The 16,382-nt window shown below is 70.5% G+C and carries 18 protein-coding genes and 1 pseudogene; 5 read left to right on the forward strand and 14 right to left on the reverse strand.

The window, feature by feature from the left end; translation table 11 throughout:
- From ACIOHC_RS42645 to ACIOHC_RS42705, 13 genes and pseudogenes are all read right to left on the reverse strand, one after another.
- Window positions 1-452 (reverse strand): annotated as a pseudogene (locus tag ACIOHC_RS42645) (DNA primase); the annotation flags it as partial.
- Between the two features lie 346 nt (window positions 453-798).
- On the reverse strand, window positions 799-1,704 hold the full coding sequence (locus ACIOHC_RS42650) for a bifunctional DNA primase/polymerase (RefSeq protein WP_401846797.1): 906 nt from the start codon (window positions 1,702-1,704) through the stop codon (window positions 799-801).
- 94 nt (window positions 1,705-1,798) lie between these two features.
- Window positions 1,799-1,951, reverse strand: a complete 153-nt coding sequence (locus tag ACIOHC_RS42655) for a hypothetical protein (protein ID WP_401846799.1) — start codon at window positions 1,949-1,951, stop codon at window positions 1,799-1,801.
- Window positions 1,952-1,967: 16 nt separating this feature from the next.
- Window positions 1,968-2,141: a hypothetical protein gene (locus ACIOHC_RS42660; protein ID WP_401846801.1), complete on the reverse strand. Its 174-nt coding sequence runs from the start codon at window positions 2,139-2,141 to the stop codon at window positions 1,968-1,970.
- A 5-nt stretch (window positions 2,142-2,146) separates the two neighbouring features.
- Complete coding sequence (locus ACIOHC_RS42665) at window positions 2,147-2,701, reverse strand: hypothetical protein (RefSeq protein ID WP_401846803.1); 555 nt, start codon at window positions 2,699-2,701, stop codon at window positions 2,147-2,149.
- A 23-nt stretch (window positions 2,702-2,724) separates the two neighbouring features.
- The gene (locus tag ACIOHC_RS42670) at window positions 2,725-2,919 is read right to left on the reverse strand and encodes a hypothetical protein (protein ID WP_401846805.1); all 195 of its coding nucleotides are present in this window, start codon (window positions 2,917-2,919) and stop codon (window positions 2,725-2,727) included.
- A gap of 257 nt (window positions 2,920-3,176) precedes the next feature.
- Entirely contained in the window at window positions 3,177-5,348 is a 2,172-nt protein-coding gene (locus tag ACIOHC_RS42675) for a hypothetical protein (protein WP_401846806.1), read from the reverse strand.
- 107 nt (window positions 5,349-5,455) lie between these two features.
- Window positions 5,456-7,501, reverse strand: coding sequence for a hypothetical protein (locus ACIOHC_RS42680; RefSeq protein ID WP_401846809.1), 2,046 nt, complete (start codon window positions 7,499-7,501; stop codon window positions 5,456-5,458).
- Between the two features lie 18 nt (window positions 7,502-7,519).
- Window positions 7,520-7,855, reverse strand: a complete 336-nt coding sequence (locus tag ACIOHC_RS42685) for an RRQRL motif-containing zinc-binding protein (protein ID WP_401846811.1) — start codon at window positions 7,853-7,855, stop codon at window positions 7,520-7,522.
- The gene (locus ACIOHC_RS42690; protein ID WP_401846812.1) at window positions 7,855-8,739 is read right to left on the reverse strand and encodes a hypothetical protein; all 885 of its coding nucleotides are present in this window, start codon (window positions 8,737-8,739) and stop codon (window positions 7,855-7,857) included. The genes ACIOHC_RS42685 and ACIOHC_RS42690 overlap by 1 nt, the downstream gene beginning before the upstream one ends.
- Window positions 8,736-9,083 (reverse strand): hypothetical protein, encoded by a 348-nt coding sequence (locus ACIOHC_RS42695; RefSeq protein WP_401846814.1) that lies wholly within the window; start codon window positions 9,081-9,083, stop codon window positions 8,736-8,738. The genes ACIOHC_RS42690 and ACIOHC_RS42695 overlap by 4 nt, the downstream gene beginning before the upstream one ends.
- Window positions 9,080-9,388, reverse strand: coding sequence for a hypothetical protein (locus ACIOHC_RS42700; protein ID WP_401846815.1), 309 nt, complete (start codon window positions 9,386-9,388; stop codon window positions 9,080-9,082). Before ACIOHC_RS42700 ends, ACIOHC_RS42695 begins: the two co-directional genes overlap by 4 nt.
- Window positions 9,389-9,571: 183 nt before the next feature.
- Entirely contained in the window at window positions 9,572-9,973 is a 402-nt protein-coding gene (locus tag ACIOHC_RS42705) for an ATPase (RefSeq protein WP_401846817.1), read from the reverse strand.
- Between the two features lie 649 nt (window positions 9,974-10,622).
- On the opposite strand from ACIOHC_RS42705, the gene ACIOHC_RS42710 reads away from it, so the two are divergent.
- Window positions 10,623-11,411, forward strand: a complete 789-nt coding sequence (locus tag ACIOHC_RS42710; protein ID WP_401846819.1) for a GntR family transcriptional regulator — start codon at window positions 10,623-10,625, stop codon at window positions 11,409-11,411.
- Window positions 11,408-12,061, forward strand: coding sequence for a YdcF family protein (locus ACIOHC_RS42715; protein ID WP_401846821.1), 654 nt, complete (start codon window positions 11,408-11,410; stop codon window positions 12,059-12,061). The genes ACIOHC_RS42710 and ACIOHC_RS42715 overlap by 4 nt, the downstream gene beginning before the upstream one ends.
- 422 nt (window positions 12,062-12,483) lie before the next feature.
- Here the strand turns inward: ACIOHC_RS42715 and ACIOHC_RS42720 are convergent, their stop codons facing one another.
- Window positions 12,484-13,368 (reverse strand): bifunctional DNA primase/polymerase, encoded by an 885-nt coding sequence (locus tag ACIOHC_RS42720; RefSeq protein ID WP_401846823.1) that lies wholly within the window; start codon window positions 13,366-13,368, stop codon window positions 12,484-12,486.
- A 319-nt stretch (window positions 13,369-13,687) separates the two neighbouring features.
- Between ACIOHC_RS42720 and ACIOHC_RS42725 the strand changes: the two genes are divergently transcribed.
- The 3 genes from ACIOHC_RS42725 (at window position 13,688) to ACIOHC_RS42735 (ending at window position 16,381) form a co-directional block, all read left to right on the forward strand.
- A complete protein-coding gene (locus tag ACIOHC_RS42725) occupies window positions 13,688-13,999 on the forward strand; it encodes a hypothetical protein (RefSeq protein ID WP_351076195.1) in 312 nt (103 codons plus the stop codon).
- 241 nt (window positions 14,000-14,240) lie between these two features.
- Window positions 14,241-15,416, forward strand: coding sequence for an acyl-CoA dehydrogenase family protein (locus ACIOHC_RS42730; protein ID WP_351076193.1), 1,176 nt, complete (start codon window positions 14,241-14,243; stop codon window positions 15,414-15,416).
- The gene (locus ACIOHC_RS42735; RefSeq protein WP_351076190.1) at window positions 15,413-16,381 is read left to right on the forward strand and encodes an OB-fold domain-containing protein; all 969 of its coding nucleotides are present in this window, start codon (window positions 15,413-15,415) and stop codon (window positions 16,379-16,381) included. Before ACIOHC_RS42730 ends, ACIOHC_RS42735 begins: the two co-directional genes overlap by 4 nt.
- Window position 16,382: the final 1 nt, after the last annotated feature.

A 16,382-nucleotide genomic window follows, 5' to 3' on the forward strand; every position in this document is an offset into this window, starting at 1 on the left:
ACGGTCTGGTTTCCGCCGTCGCCGATGCACCGGTAGGTGACTCCGGAGCGGCGGTGTCCGGCGTTCAGGAAGCCGCGCAGTTCCTCGTTGTCCCCGGCCTTGGGGCCGAAGACGGTATCGATTTCGTCGAACAGAATCGTGGGCCGTCCGGCCGGGTCGGAGACGGACCGGAAGAGCGCGGCGGCCCGCGCGTTCACCGCGAGCATCGGACGCGGTACCAGCGTCTCCACCACCTCCAGCGCCCGCGACTTGCCGGACCCCGGTTCCGGGGAGAGGAACGCGAGGCGCGGCGTGGAGTCGAACGCGTCCAGGAGGTGGGCGTGAGCGTCCCACAAGGCCACGGCCACATAGGCGGCCTCGCGGGGGAACACGTTGAACCGCCGGTGGAAGGCTTCCACTTCGGCCAGCAGGGCGGCACCGTCGATGGGCGGGTTGGGCGGTGTCGCGGTCATGTGGCGATCCTTTCCTCGGTGGTGCGCAGCGGGCAGCGGGTCTTGTGGGCGGTGTGGTCTGCGATCAGGGCGAGGGCTTTGCGTTGGCCTGCGGCGAAGAGGTTGCGTCCGCACTCGCAGATGCTGGTGGCGGTGGGGACCGCGCCGCGCGGGGCGCTGATGGTGAGCCACGCGATCGGGTACCGGCCGTCTCCAACCGGCTGGTCAGAAAGAACAGATGAAAGGACGGCCTTACGGCCGACGACCCTCGGCGCGCTACTGCCGGGTGTGGCGCGGACGGGGTTGGCGGTGCTGGGGCCGGTGGAGGGTGGGGGGAGGCTTTTCAGGTGGGGGCGGCGCTGGGTGCTCACGCGGCGGTTCCCCTCGGCCGGCAGGTTCGGATGGACCAGTTGAGGGCGCTGCGGATCGTGGTGCGGCACTCGGCCGCCGGGAGTCCGGTCGACTCACCCGCCGCCTGAAAAGCCTGCTCCACCTCGTGCCGGGGGAGGTCGCCCCACGCGACGAAACGGCCCACGGCGCGAGCGCTCCTGAGCAGCTGCTCGTTGCGGCCTCCCTGGGTGGTGGTGCGGACGGTGGCGGTCTCGCGTTCCAGGGCTGCGTCTGCGGCCCGGTTGCCGAACCGGGGTACCTGGATACGTACCGGCTGCGCGGGCGCCGGTTCGGCAGTGAGGGCACCCAACAGCCATGCGGGCAGTTCGGCCACGGGTACGGGGTCGATGACCTCATACGCCTGCCCGTTGACGACGGAGCCGGGGGCGACGACGTATCCGCCCCAGGCTCGTGTGTCGATGAGGGGTCCGAGCTTGCCCGCGCTGTTGGCGAGCCGAGTGCCGGGAGGGGCGGTGAAGTACAGGTGGTGTCCACCGCTCGCGGTCCGGGTCCGGTAGGTGGCGGGAACGGCCTGCCCGGCGCGCTCGCAGAGCGCCCCAAAGGTTGTCACGCCGCAAGGCGTGCCCTTACTGCTGTTGGGCTTGGGCATGTCGAGGTCGACGACGACCAGCCCCGAGGGGCCCGTGGCGATCCCAATGTTGAACGGCCGGTCGGCCCAGGCCCGCCGGATACGGTCCGGGTCAGTGGTGGCGCGGTCTTCCCACTTGCGGTGGCCCGTGGTGCAGGCCCCGGTGCGGGGGCACTGCTCTTCTCCGTGGAGCGCGGGGCGCTTCATACCGGGCCGGAGGGGAAAGACGTGCCAGCCTCGTTCGGCTGCTCGTAAGGCTGCGGAGAGCAGCCCAGTCTTGCGCTCATGGGTCATGCTGGATGTCTCCAGTTCTGTGTTGAGTGCTGGACGAGGGCGGCCCCGCTTCATTGGCGTGAGAGGGGGCCGCTCTCGGTTTTTGTGGCCGCGTTCAGCAGTCGCAGTTGTCGGTCTTCTGGAGGCAGTCCCAGCAGCGGGGGCAGTCGCAGCCGCACGCGCACTGTTCGTGCTCGGGACCGAAGCCGTCGCAGTAGCAGCCGGATTCACCGCACGGCATCGACTCGGGCTCAGGGGTGTAGGGCATGCAGGTTCCTTACGGGTCAGTTGTGGAAGCGGTTGGATTCGGGGTGCTGGTCGAGCCAGTCCTCGGCGCAGACCTTGTGGACCGGTTCGCGGTCGTGGGAGCGCATCGGGGTGGGCCGACTGCAGAGCACGCAGGGGAGGTCACGGTGTTTGTCGAAGTGCCGTGCGTCGCGCCAGTCGAGTAACGGCATGGCGGTCAGCCGTGGAAGTGGCTGCGCTTGATGACGGCCTTGCGGATGTTCACGGTGGTGCCGGTCGGGCCGGTGGCGTGGCGGGTGCGGCGGCCGGAGAGGAGGAGTGCGGCCAGGACGGCGAGGACGGCGATGGACATGACTGCCTGGCCGAGGGCGGCGAGGATGTCGTCGATGGCGGCGAGGCCGGGGGCGGCGGCGCCGATGCCGTATCCGGCGAGTGCGATGAATCCGCCGGAGGACAGGGCGAGCGCGCTGTACTGCCACACCCACCCCGGCACGCCGGTCCTGGCCGGGGACTGCTGCGGTGCGGGAGCCGTGCGGCCGGTGAAGGCGGCGGGCACCGGGGCCGGGGTGCTGATCGGGGCCGTCTGGCCGGTGCGGATCTCCTCCTCGCGGCGGATCAGCGACCAGACCCGGGCCATGTACAGCTCGTCGGAGAGCAGTTCGCGCGCTTCGGCCGGGTCGATCGGCGTGCGGCCGGTGACGGGCGGCTGCAGCCGGGGCGCGTCGGCCGGGGTGGTCCAGTCGGTGGGGATGAAGTCGGCGTTGATGGTCATGGCGGGCTCCTTCGGGCCTGTGGTCAGGCGGTGATGTGGGCGAGGGCGGTGGCGATGCTGCTGAACGCCTGGCGGATGGTGGGGGCGATGCCGGTGGAGGCGAGGAAGAAGCCGAGCAGGAGGGCGGCGAGGCCGGGGCCGAAGCGGAGGTAGCCGGTGCGCAGCAGGATCAGGACGATGATCAGGAGCAGGGCGACGGCGGAAATGGTCAGGGCCATGAGGGGTCCTCACTTCGATTCTTCGGTCACGGAACGTGGTTGCGAGCGGGCCAGGGCGTGGGACTCCCACACGTCGGCGAGGAAAGCGCCCGAGAGGGGTCCTGGAGGGGCTGAGCCCCGGTTTCGGGGAGGGTTTCTGTGGGACTCCCACACCCACCACATGCAGGTCAGGGACCACCACAGCCGTGTGGGACTCCCACACGGCTGTGGTGGGCTGTGGTGGGGTGCCTGTGGTGGGCCCACCACAGACGGATTGGTTACTGTCCGTCGCGCACGGTGTAGGCGCGGATGGCGGCAGCGAGGGTCTCGGAGAGGTAGCCGGGCTTGGACTCGTTGTCCTTTCCGGCGCGGACGGTGCCCTTGCCGGGGCGCTCGATGTCCACCTCGCGCAGCAGCTTGCCCAGCTCGGTGCCGAGCACGAGGGGGTCCATTTCGAGGAGGGCGGCGAGGTCGGCGGTGTGCATGCGGCCCCCTGCGGCGACGACCGCGTTGTGTGCGTCGGCGAGGAGCTGGGGGACGGGGTTGGGCCGGTTCTCGGGGATGCCGGCCTGCTGGATGACGCGGCCGAAGTCGGCCTGGATGACCGTGGCGTCGTCCCTGCCGCCCTGGGCGGTCTGGCCGGTGGTGCGGGCGGCGTTGAGCATGGTCGACAGCAGGTCGCTTCCCACCCGGGGCTGCTGACTGGCCGGTGTGCCCGTGGTGCTGGCGACGATGCGGGGGGTGGGGGCGTTGTCGTCGTCGCCGGTGTCGGTGGTGCTGGTGATGGGGATGCCGGTGAGCTGGTTGATCGGGGGGTAGAGGGTGTCGATGCTGGTGTAGGGGATGGTGGTCGGGGCGAGCTGCTTGGCCTTGTAGAGGCGGGGCAGGATGCGACCCCATCGGCTGGCGTAGTACTCGCCGGGCTCGGTGTCGAGGAAGACGTCTTCGAGGCGAGGGCGGCGGTCGGCGTAGACGGTGCTCAGGGCTCGGATCTGCTTGGGCTTGATCCGGTACGCCTTGAACGCGGTCGGGTCGGACACGACGTCCTCCTTGTCGGGGGAGGAGTAGAACCCGCAGCCCCTGTACGGCGCGGACTTGGGGTTGATGCGGGCCCCGCCGGTCGGGAACAAGTGGCTCAGTTCCTCGGGGTCGGAGACGCGCATCCCGACCCGCACCCTGGACTGCTTCTTCATGGCGGCGGTGATGACGTCCTGGGTGGCGCGCAGCCCGCAGATCACCACGCGGACACGGACGGCCCGGCCGGTGTTGACGATGGTGTCCAGCTTCCGAAGCAGGACCGGTGGAAGCTCGGCGATCTCGTCGACGACGACCAGGACTTCGGGCAGGTCGTGGGTGACGGTGAGCTTGTCGTCGTCGGTGAGACGGTCCTGGTGCCCGGTCTTGCGGGCGCCGATCCCGGCGATGACGGTGTCGCACAGGATGTGGGCTTCTTCGACGGTGTCGGCGGTCCAGTCGATCAGCGGCACCGTCGCGGTCCCGTCGACCGCCCACGCGTGCAGCCACGGCAGGGAGATACCGGCGCCGGTGACGTCGATGTGCATGACCACCGTGTCGTTCGTCCGCAGTGCCCCGGTGTTGACGACGTTGATGGTGTTCGTCTTGCCGGACCCGACCTGGCCGACGACCAGGGCGCATTCGTCGACGACGGCGATGCGGGCTTCTTCGGCGTCGGGCTTGAGGCCGAGCGGGATGCCGTCGTAGATGCTGGTGACGGTGGTCTCGTCCGGACCGTCGGGGAGGTCGAGGTCCTTGGCGAGGACATCGACGGCGGTGACGCGGATCAGGGTCTGCCCGTAGACCTCACCTTCGAGGATCTGGATGCCACCGCCCTTGGGCAGCCGCAGATCCACGGCCAGCTTCCGCACCGCGTCGGCCGGGAGCTCCGGAACGTTGGAGGGCATGCGGACACGGACGGTGTAGCCGACGTCCCCCTTCCACGGCCGGACCCCTTCGACCTCGTGTCCCTCCAGGCGGAAGAGGCGTTCCAGGCGCTCGTGCCACTCTCCGGCCTGCTTGTTGGCCCACTTCTGCAGGCGCCTTTGGTGGCGTTCGGTGCGGGCGGTTTCCTCGGCGCGGACCAGGCCGCGGGCCAGGGTCATCCCGGCCGCGGTCCCGGCCGCCCACCACCCGGCACTGGACCAGGTCAGGGCGGTGTGATCGGCCAGCGCGGACGCGGTCCAGCCCCCGGCGGCGAGCCAGGCCGCACACCGGGCCACGGTGTGGCCGCCGGGGCGGCGCTGGTAGAGGTCGGCCCCGGCCTGGGCGACGGCCCCGGCCCCGGCGACCAGCAGCGCGTGCGAGGCCGGCAGACCAGCGACCGACCCGACGGTCGCCACCGTGTAGGCGCCGCCCGCGACCAGAGCGGCGGAAGTGGCGGGGGAATGGTTCCAGCTCCAGTCCAGGGACGGAGCATCGGACTTGGCAGCCATCAAGGGGCTCCTTCAGGAACACGAGCAGGGCAGGGTGGAGCGCCGTGAGGCCGCACACCCGATCTGGTGCGCGGCCTCACGGCGGGGATGAGCTGTGGTTTCTTCGGTCAGACGTCCCACATGGCCTCGGACTCCTCGCCGTTGCGAGGGGCTTCGTGGCGGGAGATGTCCGGGGCGTGCAGGCGGCGGAAGTTCGGCATCAGCTCCTGAGCGGCCGACGCGGCGGACATCAGGAGCTGGTGCACGTCCGCGATCGCGTCCACGACGGCCTTGTCGACGGGGTAGCGGTCGTTGGAGCGGACCTGGAGAAGGTTGATCGCGGCGGCGATGTTCTCGATCCCGTCCGGGATGCCCTCGTACTCCGCGGCGACCTGGCTCATGTGGCCGGGCTCGTAGCGGGAGTAGACGTGCGCGACGTCCTGCGCCACCGCGACGAACTGCGACGGCTGACGCTGGTCGAACCCCTGGCCGTCCTGGCGGCGCTCCAGGATGTTCCACATGTGCTCGCCCGGCCGAGGCTCCTCGTAGCGGCGCAGGTCGTGCTCGTGGACCTTCGCGAACAGCGGCCCGATCTCCTGCGCCTTCTGAACGGCCTGGTGGAGCAGGGCATAGACCTGGGCGACCAGATCGGCCATCGCCGCGTCGGCCGGGTACTTGTCGGCGGTGTTCACCGCGAGCTGCCGCACCGCCTCGGCGGCCGACGCCACACCCTCCGGCAGCCCCCAGTACTCCGCGGCCACCGCGAGCATCATCGGCGGGTCATAGGTGGCGTACGCGTCGCGCACGGCCTCGGTCTCCCGCTGGAACACGGACACGAGATTCCCTCCGAAGTAGTCGGTGCCGAACTCATCGGCGGTGTTCAGGGGCCGGATGTGGCCCGGCTCGTCGAAATCGGTCAGGACGTCCGGCCGCATGGCCTTGGCCCAGCCGTCCTTGGCCTTGCGCATCAGCCGCTTGTGCACGGCGGTGGCCGCAAGCACGGACCAGCGGGTGAAATACACGCCCCACTTGGCCCCGTTACGGGGCGCCAGGCGCAGGAACCGCAAGACACCACCGGCCGTCGCAGCAACCGCGCGCAGCAGCAGACCAGGGATCAGGACCACGGCCCCGGCCGCCCCGGCGGCGACCTTCGCCGCGGCACTGCGCAGCACGTACCGGGCCCCGGCCTTCGCCTTCTTGGCCAGGGCACGGCGCACGGACCGGATCCGCTCCCGCAACGCCTGACCGGCCGGGGACTCCGCGGCCTGGCGGCCCATGCGGCGAGCCAGTGCGACCCCGCGCATCCCGGACCGGGCGGCCTTGCGCGTCCAGGCCGCGAGCGTCGAACGCCCCCGCCCACTCCCCTTAGACCCAGGGGAGTTCACGCTGTTCGAGCCCTGGCCCTTGCCGGTCGCCCCGGCCACCGCACCGGGGCCGGAGGACTTGCCAGCACCCTTGCGCAGGCTGAGGCGGCGCAATATGCTGCCCCGCCCACCGGCAGCGTCACGGCCCGGGTTCCCGGCCCCGGACTTCCCGGACGCCGAACCACGGCCGGCAGAACCAGCGCCCGTGAACGCGGAGCTGGAGGTGAAGGGCTTCTTCGGCACGGATCCGCCGTTCCGAGAGGTGGGAGAGTGGCGAGGGCCAGAGCGGTGAGTGGACGCTCCGGCGCTCGTCGCACCGAGCCCGGAGGAGCGGCCCCGGCCACCGGACCGGCCGCCCCCGCCCGTTCGCCCCGGGCCCGAGCCGCGGCCACCGGACCGGCCGATGCCGGGACTGCCCAGCGTCGACCGGTGCCCGGAACCACGCAGGACCCGCCCACCGCCGCCCGCCGCCTTGGACTTGCGGGCGCGGCGGGCTGCGGTGGCGGCAGCGATCACGCCGCCCCCGGCCGCGACACCGGCCACGGTCAGGACACCGGCCGTCCCGGCCGACGCGTACAGCGCGGACGCCCCGGTCGATGCGGCCTCGGCGCCGAACAGGGCCAGCGGCCACGCCCGCAGCGCGCTTCGCGGCCCCTGTGTGGTGGCGACGGTGTCAGCGCCGTCCGTGTTCTGGTTGAGGATGATCTCGATCGGCAGGCTCTGCCCGTCCGGGCCGTCGACCACCGAAGTCACGGTCGCGGCCCCGGTGTCAGTGTCGGGGGATGCCTGCTGGGTTGCGGTGTCGGACATGGGTCTGACTCCTTGGTTTCAGGCGGCGAGTTCGGGTGCGTCCGCGCAGGGCACACACATGCCGAGCGACGGCGGGATGCAGTACCCCGCATCGCGGCGGCAGTTGGGACAGGTACGGCGAGCGGCCATGGCCTTGCCGAGCGCGGCCCACTTGGCCGACGTCATCGGACGGACCGGCTTGGCCCGGTCGACGCGGTACAGGTACGCGACCAGCGGGCCCCGGCGGCGCCGCGGGCGTTCGAGCTGGGCGGCGACGTCCTGACCGCCGGGCCGCAGCCCGAGGGCGCGGAGTTGGCGGCGGGTCGCGTATCCGTCCGGTGCGAGGCGCCATCGGTAGACGGGGGTGCTCGCCATCACTCGGTCGCCGTTCCGGTGTGGTCGGCTCCGGTGAGAGCGAGCTGGGGAATGGGACTGTCCGCGGTCTCCTGGAGACGCTTGTAGACCTTGTGGACGTAGGAGGTGGACCGGGTGGACTTCACCGCAGCCTGCGCGATCGTGTCGCCCATCACCCAGCACGTGCGGATGACGTTCATGGCCTGATCGGCGGGCAGCTTCTCGGCGTCCGAACCGTTCTCGTCATCCCGGGTGGACACGGGTGGAACGGTGAGGGGATACACCCGGTCCCCACCACAGATGACCAGCGGCAACGCCTTCCGGGCAGGTACCGCCGCGGCTGCGATGGTCGGCGCGGCGGGCTCGGTGGATGCCGGGGTGGAAGCGGGGTGGACGGGCGGGGCTTCCACCCGTTCCACCACGGCGTCCACCTGATCGCGCAGAACGGCGATTCGATCAAGGATCGCGCGCCGATAGAACGTGATCGCCTCGGCGAGAACGATCAGGAGGACAGGGGGGATGGAGTGGAGGACAAGACCGGCCGGATCGACCTGCCGGGGCACCCCGAACTCGGCCCCGGCGGGCCAGAGTGAGGCCCAGCAGTTCATCAGCCACGTCCCCAACCCGGCGAACCACCGGAGCACCGTGGCCCAGCCGGACGGCTGCACCCCGTGCTCCGACAACCGGCCGTCCACGATCAGGACCGCACCGAGCGCGACCGCGACCATCGGGTCCAGCAGCCACGCGATCCACACGCTGATGTGATGGTCGATCGCGAACAGGGTCACGTTCGTCGCGGTGAACGCCAGCGCGACCACCGCGACAGCCACGAGCACCTTCGTCAGACCGGACTGGAGAGACTGCAGCGCCGCGATCTGCCGGGCGGCGGGAGTAGACCGCTTCATACCGCGATCGCCCCCACCGTATCCGCCTCCTCGGCGCGGCCCACCAGGACGTGCCCGTAGCCCACCAGCTCGACGGTGACACCGTTCACGGTCGTCTCAGTGCGCAGCCACATCAGCGGCCCACCGCCGCGCTCCCCCTCCCGGCGTACCAGCGCGGGGCTGATGTCCAGGGCAGAGCGCCACGCCTCGAAGCGTCCAAGGTCGTTGTGGAAGGACAGGACCAGCCGGTCCGGGACGATCGTGGACACCGCCGCCTCGGCGGCCGGCAGATCCGGGAACCGCTCCACCAGCGACGCCAGGACCGTGACCGCGCCGGTCAGGTTCTTCATCGGCAGGGCGCTCATGCGGCCACCGCCGAACCGGCCGCGCGACCCTTCACCGAGCGGCGGACCGCACGGCGCGGGCGCCGACCGTCCGACTGCCGCGTCTTCAGGGGCAGGGTCCGCAGCAGCGACTCGGCGTAGGCCGCGGTCTCCGGGTCGCTCTCCCGGAGCTCCGTAAGCACCTCGTGAGCGACGTCCAACCGCGCCGCCCGCTCCATCGCGGACTCCGTGGCCGAACCGGTGAACAGCTCCAGGTCGATGCCCAGGGCCAGCTCAGTGAACTCAGCGGCCGTAACAGCCTCGTGACCAGCAACGATGTTCTTCATGGGTCGTTTTCTCCTAGCGGTGGGACGGCCCGAAACTGCGGCCCCGGTGTGACAGCACCGGGGCCGCGGGCCGTTGGAAGGGTTCCGCCCGTCGGTGCGAGCGGTCCGGCCACCGAGGGGTGGCCGTGGTGCCCCGGCCGGGAGTCGAACCCGGCCTGCGACCATCGGGGCGGTGGGGTGTGTTCAGCGCTGGACGACGTCCTTGTCCAGGTCGCGGTGGGTGATGGTGACCGTGAACCCGACCGTGCGGAGCTGGTCGGCCAGGGCGAGAGCGAAGGTGGGGGCACGGTGCCGGCCGCCCGCACAACCGTCCGCGACGGTCACGGTCTCGGCGCTGGGCCCGGACGCGAATGCAGCCACCGCCATGGCGGTGGCACTGACCAGCTCCGTGATGCCAGGGGTGCTCATGACCGTGGTGCGGACCAACTCGTCATGAGCGGTCATGTACCGCAGCTCCGGGCTGACGTGCGGGTCACGGAAGTGCGACCGCAGATCGATGGTCAGGTGGGCTGCGGGCGGGGCGTCGTGGAGATAACCGAACGAGGTGATCTCCACGGCCTGCGTGGCACGCGCGGATGCCGTCATCAGCGGCGCCCTTGCGTCCGTGCGTTGTCCTGGCTGCGCTTGTTCGCCTCGGCGTTCTTACGGGACAGCTCGTCCCGCTCCGCATCTGTCAGACTCGTCAACACAGGGACCTCCTAGTCAGGTGCCTGTCAGCGCCGTCCGGAGGGGCAAACTCCGGGCGGCGCACTCATTGGAACCAGGGGATTCCGGCTCCCCTCAGCCCCGCCCGTACAGCCGCGAGAAGCGGCCGGACGGGCGGGGGAGGCAACCGGCCGCAGCGCGGGCTGCGAAGGTCATGCGCCATGTCTCTGCCTGGCGCTCAGCAGGGCAGCTCATTGCGGGTGGCACCCGGGGGTGTTATCCAGGGCCGCAGGATCGTACGTACGGCGCCGACGCGCCGCACCACTGCCGACGACATCACCCGGCCGCCACGGGAGCGAGGACTCTCACCTCGCCTGAGTTCACTGTTCAGTTCTCAAACAACACGGCTTCCTTCGGGCTCACTCCCGTTGCCGGGGCCCTCCGGGCGCAGTTCGAAGCAGCCCAAAGAAGGGCTCTTCCGGCCGCTGTCCTAGGACTGCGGTGCGTCTGAGAAGACAATGGCGCACAGTCCCAGGACTGTCAACAGTCCTGGGACTGTGCTTGACTGGACTCGTTGAGAGGAGTTCGCGTGGCACCCAAGTGGCGGGAACTGGCGGACAAGCTGGCCGAGCAGATCAAGAGGGGCGAGTACGCCCCTGGTCAGCAGCTGCCGCACATCCGAGACCTGGTCGAGGCTGGTGAAGGTTCAAAGTCCACGGTTCATGCGGCCTACAAGGCCCTGGAAGCCGAAGGCTTGGTGACCTCTTCCCGAGGTCACGGCACCGTCGTGCGGCAGCAAGCCCCGCTCAAGAGGCTCGGCATCGCTCGGTACGACAAGGCCAAATGGCGTGACGGTGATGAGGTCGCGTTCATCGCGGACCGCGTGGCTTCGGGCCGCGCGCACAAGCGGGGCGAGCAGACGCAGAACGTCAGCCGTGTACCGGCCACACCGCTGGTAGCGGCGGCGCATGGTTTGCCGGATGGCTCTGAGGTGTACGCGCGAGCCCGCCTCGTGAGGGAGGGGGATCAGCCGACGCACACCCTGACCAGCTACTACCGCCCCGAGCACGTCGAGGGAACGCGACTTGTCGACCCGACGCCGGGTCCAGCAGGCAAGGGCGGTGGCTACCGCGTGCTCTATGACGCGGGCTACGAGATCGATCACATGCGGGAGGAGCTGTTCGCTCGCCCCGCGACGTCGGAGGAGGCCGCGCTACTCCAGCTGACGCCTGGCGAGTGGGTCGTGGAGCTTCACCGAACCACCTGCACCGCTGACGGGACCGTCGTGGAGTTCGCTGTCGGCATTCACGCGGCGAGCCGCTTCGCCTGGGCGTATGACTTCAAGGTCCCCGACTCGGCGCAAGGAGCAGCCCAGTGATCTCGGTGCAGACATGGTCGGATGCCCAGCGACTTTGGGACTTTCAGCAGATGCGCCACAAGCCGCGCCCCTGCTCGGTGGCCATCGGTCTCGGCAGCCATGACCTGGGTGTGGCAGACGTGACGGTTGATCTGTACCGGCGCGGCATGTTCCCGCTGATCGTCTTCACGGGCGCTACCAGCCGCACAACGCGCGACCGGATGCCCCGCGGGGAAGCCGAGCACTATCGGGAACGTGCGCTGGACCTGGGCGTTCCCGCCTCAGCCATTCTCGTCGAGCCGAACGCGCGGAACACGGGCGAGAACATCAACTTCTCTCGCGCGCTGCTCGCGGAGCGGGACGTCGACGTTTCGTCCGTGCTGCTCGTCAGCAAGCCGTACGAGGAGCGGCGGGCCTACGCGACCGCGCGCAAGCTCTGGCCGGAGGTTGAGTTCGTAAGCGCGTCAGCACCGATGACTCTCACGGAGTACGTCGACTCGATCAAAGACCCCCGGCTTGTCCTCGACATGCTCGTTGGGGCTCAGCAGCGTCTGCTCATCTACCCGGAGCAGGGGTTCATGATTCGGCAAGAGGTTCCGGACTCTGTCGCCGTGGCCTACGAGCGCTTGTGTGCCGCTGGGTTCACAAGCCGCCTCGCATCAGTCCCGTGAGGGGCCTATGGGCCATGTGTGGGCCGAAAGCTCCTACGCGCAAGCGCTTTGAGATATAGCCGCAGGTCAGGTGAGGTAGGGCCGCTCCAAGCGGGGCGGTCTTGAAAACCGTCGTGGCAGCGATGTCACCGTGGGTTCAAATCCCACACCCACCGCCAGGTCGGAGAATGTGCTGATCACAAGGGGTGTCCCGTATCAGGGACACCCCTTCGTCATGCGGCCTGCCTCACCCTGAGCCGCTCGTGTGCCGCCATGGATCACCGGGTGTGGATCAGGCGTGGGCCCCGGTCCGTGAGCGCGGTCTCCTGTGAGCCGGAGGTCTGCTCGCGTGCGTTCGACTTCAGGGCGGCCCGCTCACGCGCGCCGCGGCCCGTGACCACCGGGGTTCCGTGTCTCGGTCGCCGCTCCGGCAGCCCGTCCACTCAGCACGCGGTCCCGTCGGCCGGTCGGCCGGTCGTGAGGCGGGCCGCCGAGGCGATGGTGGCTCGGGCTTCGTGTTCGGTGAGGCCGGTGCGGACGGCGGCGCGGGCGAGGGCGTCCGCGAGGGCTTCGCCGAAGCCGTGTTCGTAGGCGCGGCAGGCTGCCCAGAAGAGCCGCGTGTTGCGCTGGCCCTCGCGTGCCGCGAGGACGAACCGGACCAGCCCCCGGCCCCGGTCGGGGAGGGCCGTGGGGTGGTGAGGGAGTGCGGGGGGCCTGAGCAGGAGCAGGAGTGCGCGGGGGCAGGGGGCCGGCGGGAGGCCGGCGGTGCCCGGGGCGAGCCGGTACGTGCCGCGGGCGGTGACCGAGCCGGGGCCCACCAGGTAGCCCCCGGCGCCGCGGACGTCGATGCCGGGGGCGAGACGGCTCGCGGAGTTCGGTACCGGGACGCCGGGCGGGCCGGTCAGCCAGATGTGGCGGCCGCCGCTGGGCGTGAGGACCGTGACGGTCGGCGGAATGGTGAACAGATGGTGCAGGGCTATCTGCCGGAGGGACGCGGCGGAGTCGTGGCGGCCGGTGGTGTCGATGTCCAGATCGATGCCGATGAGGTGGTGCGGGGGCCGGCCGCAGGCGATCCCGTAGCCGGTGGCCCACGGGGCGGCGGCGAAGAGGGCGCGTACGGCGGCAGGGTCGGTGGTGGCGTCGTGGACCCCGTGTCCGGGTCGGCCGCAGGCGCCCCGGCAGGCGACCGGGCGGTCCTCGTTCCGGTGCGGGGAGGGCAGGGCGGGGAGCTTGCCGGCGGTGAGCGGGATGACGGGGAGACCGCGCTCGGCGGCGGAGAGCGCGTGGGCGAGGGCCAGGGTGGCGGTCTGCCGGTCGGTGATGGCCATACCTTCATTTTCGTACGAACGTTCGAATATGGGAAGGGGGCGGACGGGAGGCGGGTCAGGTGCCGGAGCGTTTCTCCTCCCGGGTGGTGCGGATCGGGCTGGCCGGAGGGCAGGAGGGGGCGTGGGAGGGATTGAGCGGGACTTTGGGGGCGTGAGGGGGTTTGGCGGCCGTCCCTCATGCTTGCGGGGGAATCGGATCGCCCGCGTGGTTCGCCGGGGATGCGGTGGGCAACTCTGGTGTCGCGACGTCGTGACCAACCGGGACGGTCGGCCAACTGGCCCGGAACAAGCCGTACTTTCGGTTCCTGGAGGAATTGACATGGCAAGCATCCGTACCGCTCGTGCCCTCGCCGCTGTTGCAGCCCTGCCCCTCGCCGCCGCGCTCTTCGGCGGCGTGGCCCAGGCCGACAACGGCTCGTTCGCGAACGACGGATCGAACGCGGCCGTCGCGACGGTCGCCGGCAGCGGCGTCGGTGGCAACAACTCCGGTATTTCGTCCACATCGCAGCAGCAGGCCGTCGGTTCCGGAGCGTCGAACAAGAGCATCTCCGCGCAGGTGAACGGATCGGCGTTCACCGTGATCGATCAGCACAGCGACAACGTCGTGGTGAACTTCACCAAGCTCTGGTGATCCCGGCCGGTCGTGGGCCGGTCGGGGGGCCGGGGCGCGGCTGGACGACAGCGGCCTGCGGGAAGGTGCTTCGGCGCCTTCGCGCAGGCCGCTTCGCGCTGCCCCGACGGCCGTGGTCGGGATCTGGCGGTGGCCGCCCCGGAAATCGCGTCCCGGGTGTCGTCGACCTTGACAGCGTGCCCATATCTGACGGACAGTCAGAAACCCTGATCCATGAGCCCGTGTCCGGGAGGCAGCCGCCGTGCACCTCGCCCAGACGGAGCGTCAGCGACAGCTGCGCGCCGAACTCCGCACGTACTTCGGCAAGGTGATGCCCAGGAGCGACGCGGGGCCGGGTCCCGGATCCGAGGACCTGGCCGAGCAGCGCCGGCTGCTGCGGCGGATCGGCGCCGACGGGATGCTCGGACTCGGCTGGCCCGTCGAGTACGGCGGTCAGGGCCGCGGACCCGACGAGCAGTTCGTCTTCTTCGACGAGGCCTACCGGGCGGGGGCACCCGTCTCGATGGTCACCCTCAATACCGTCGGGCCGACCCTGATGAAGTACGGGACCGATGAGCAGAAGGCGTACTTCCTGCCCCGGATCCTCAGCGGCGACCTCGTCTTCGCCATCGGCTACAGCGAGCCGGAGGCCGGCACCGACCTCGCGGCGCTGCGTACCCGGGCGGTGCGGGACGGCGACTCCTGGCTGATCGACGGGCAGAAGATCTTCACCAGCAACGCGCAGAACGCGGACTGGATCTGGCTCGCCTGCCGTACGGACCCGGACGCATCGAAGCACCGGGGCATCTCGATCATTCTGGTCCCGACGGATGCCCCGGGGTTCGCCTGGACGCCGATCGAGACCGTGGGCGGGCTGACCACGACGTCCACCTACTACGACGGGATACGGGTGCCCCTCACCCATCTGGTCGGTGCGGAGAACGGCGGCTGGGGGCTGATCACCAACCAGCTGAACCATGAACGGGTGGCCCTCGCCGCGATCGGGATGCAGGCCGAGGACTTCTACGAGGCGGCACTCGACTTCGCCCGCACCCCCGACCCGGCGACGGGCCGACGTCCCGCCGACGAGCCGTGGGTACGGGCCCGGCTGGCCGAGGCGTACGCCCGGCTGGCGGCGACGCGCCTGCTCAACTGGCGCCTGGTGGGGGAGGTCGGCGCGGGTTCGCTGGCACCCGGCGAGGCGAGCGGAGTGAAGTTCGCGGGGACCGAGAGCGCCGTCGAGGTCTACCGGATCTGCCAGGAAGTCGTGGGGGAGGCCGGCACGGTCCGGGGCGGTTCGCCCGGCTGCTTCGGGGACGGGGAGCTGGAACGGATGAACAGGGCGGCGCAGATCAACACCTTTGGGGGCGGAGTGAGCGAGGTGCAGCGGGAGATCGTCGCGACGATGCGGCTCGGCATGAAGAGGGGCGCACGGTGACGGGCGCGCGGGGCGGGCGGGAGGAACCGGGTGAACCGGGCGAGCCGGACCGGTTGTACGAGCGGCTCAAGGAGTTCGAAGGGCGGGCCGCGGCGACCGCCGGCGTCGGCAAGGACCCGGTCAACGAGCCGATGATCAGGCACTGGTGCGAGGCGATGGGGGACACCGACCCTGCCTACACGGGGCCGGAGGCGATCGCTCCGCCGACGATGCTGCAGGCGTGGACGATGGGCGGACTGTCGGGCCACACCGACCGCTCCCAGGCGTACGAGGAGCTGTTCGCCCTGCTCGACGGCGCCGGATACACCTCGGTGGTGGCGACCGACTGCGAGCAGGAGTATCTGCGGCCGTTGCGGCCCGGCGACCGGATCACGTTCGACGCGGTGATCGAGTCGGTCTCGCAGCGCAAGACGACCAAGCTGGGGACGGGCTACTTCGTGACGACGCGCATGGACGTCCGCGCGACCGGGGAGCCCGCCGGGACGCACCGCTTCCGGATCCTCAAGTACGCCCCTGCCGGGGCGAAGCGCGCGGCGCCTCGCGGCGGCCGGAGCCTGCGCCCGAGACCGGTGATCAACCGGGACAACGCCGGGTTCTGGCAGGGCGTCGCCGAGCACAGACTGCTGATCCAGCGGTGCGGCGCGTGCGCGACGCTGCGCTTCCCCTGGCTGCCCGGCTGCAACGCGTGCGGCTGCCGGGAATGGGACACGGTCGAGGCGAGCGGCGAGGGAACCGTCTTCAGCCATGTCGTGATGCATCACCCGCCCTTCCCCGCCTTCGGCGCCCATGAGGAGGGCGGGCCGTACGCGGTGGCGCTGATAGAGCTGGCCGAGGGCGTGCGGATGATCAGCAATGTGATCGGTGTGCCGTACGACAAGGTGCGGACGGGGATGCCGGTGCGGCTGGAATTCCTCCGAACGGACCCGGAGTTGGAACTTCCGGTCTTCCGGGGAGACGAGGGCTGAC

Source organism: Streptomyces sp. NPDC088252 (assembly GCF_044740965.1).
GTDB lineage: Bacteria > Actinomycetota > Actinomycetes > Streptomycetales > Streptomycetaceae > Streptomyces.

What these genes read in the sequence shown, in the direction of transcription:
- ACIOHC_RS42675 (WP_401846806.1), bottom strand. Translation starts at nt 5,348, where the DNA reads ATGGCTGCCAAGTCCGATGCTCCGTCCCTGGACTGGAGCTGGAACCAT.
- ACIOHC_RS42650 (WP_401846797.1), bottom strand. Translation starts at nt 1,704, where the DNA reads ATGACCCATGAGCGCAAGACTGGGCTGCTCTCCGCAGCCTTACGAGCA.
- ACIOHC_RS42685 (WP_401846811.1), bottom strand. Translation starts at nt 7,855, where the DNA reads ATGGCGAGCACCCCCGTCTACCGATGGCGCCTCGCACCGGACGGATAC.
- ACIOHC_RS42655 (WP_401846799.1), bottom strand. Translation starts at nt 1,951, where the DNA reads ATGCCCTACACCCCTGAGCCCGAGTCGATGCCGTGCGGTGAATCCGGC.
- ACIOHC_RS42700 (WP_401846815.1), bottom strand. Translation starts at nt 9,388, where the DNA reads ATGAAGAACATCGTTGCTGGTCACGAGGCTGTTACGGCCGCTGAGTTC.
- ACIOHC_RS42690 (WP_401846812.1), bottom strand. Translation starts at nt 8,739, where the DNA reads ATGAAGCGGTCTACTCCCGCCGCCCGGCAGATCGCGGCGCTGCAGTCT.
- ACIOHC_RS42665 (WP_401846803.1), bottom strand. Translation starts at nt 2,701, where the DNA reads ATGACCATCAACGCCGACTTCATCCCCACCGACTGGACCACCCCGGCC.
- ACIOHC_RS42660 (WP_401846801.1), bottom strand. Translation starts at nt 2,141, where the DNA reads ATGCCGTTACTCGACTGGCGCGACGCACGGCACTTCGACAAACACCGT.
- ACIOHC_RS42695 (WP_401846814.1), bottom strand. Translation starts at nt 9,083, where the DNA reads ATGAGCGCCCTGCCGATGAAGAACCTGACCGGCGCGGTCACGGTCCTG.
- ACIOHC_RS42680 (WP_401846809.1), bottom strand. Translation starts at nt 7,501, where the DNA reads ATGTCCGACACCGCAACCCAGCAGGCATCCCCCGACACTGACACCGGG.
- ACIOHC_RS42670 (WP_401846805.1), bottom strand. Translation starts at nt 2,919, where the DNA reads ATGGCCCTGACCATTTCCGCCGTCGCCCTGCTCCTGATCATCGTCCTG.
- ACIOHC_RS42720 (WP_401846823.1), bottom strand. Translation starts at nt 13,368, where the DNA reads ATGGCCATCACCGACCGGCAGACCGCCACCCTGGCCCTCGCCCACGCG.
- ACIOHC_RS42725 (WP_351076195.1), top strand. Translation starts at nt 13,688, where the DNA reads ATGGCAAGCATCCGTACCGCTCGTGCCCTCGCCGCTGTTGCAGCCCTG.
- ACIOHC_RS42705 (WP_401846817.1), bottom strand. Translation starts at nt 9,973, where the DNA reads ATGACGGCATCCGCGCGTGCCACGCAGGCCGTGGAGATCACCTCGTTC.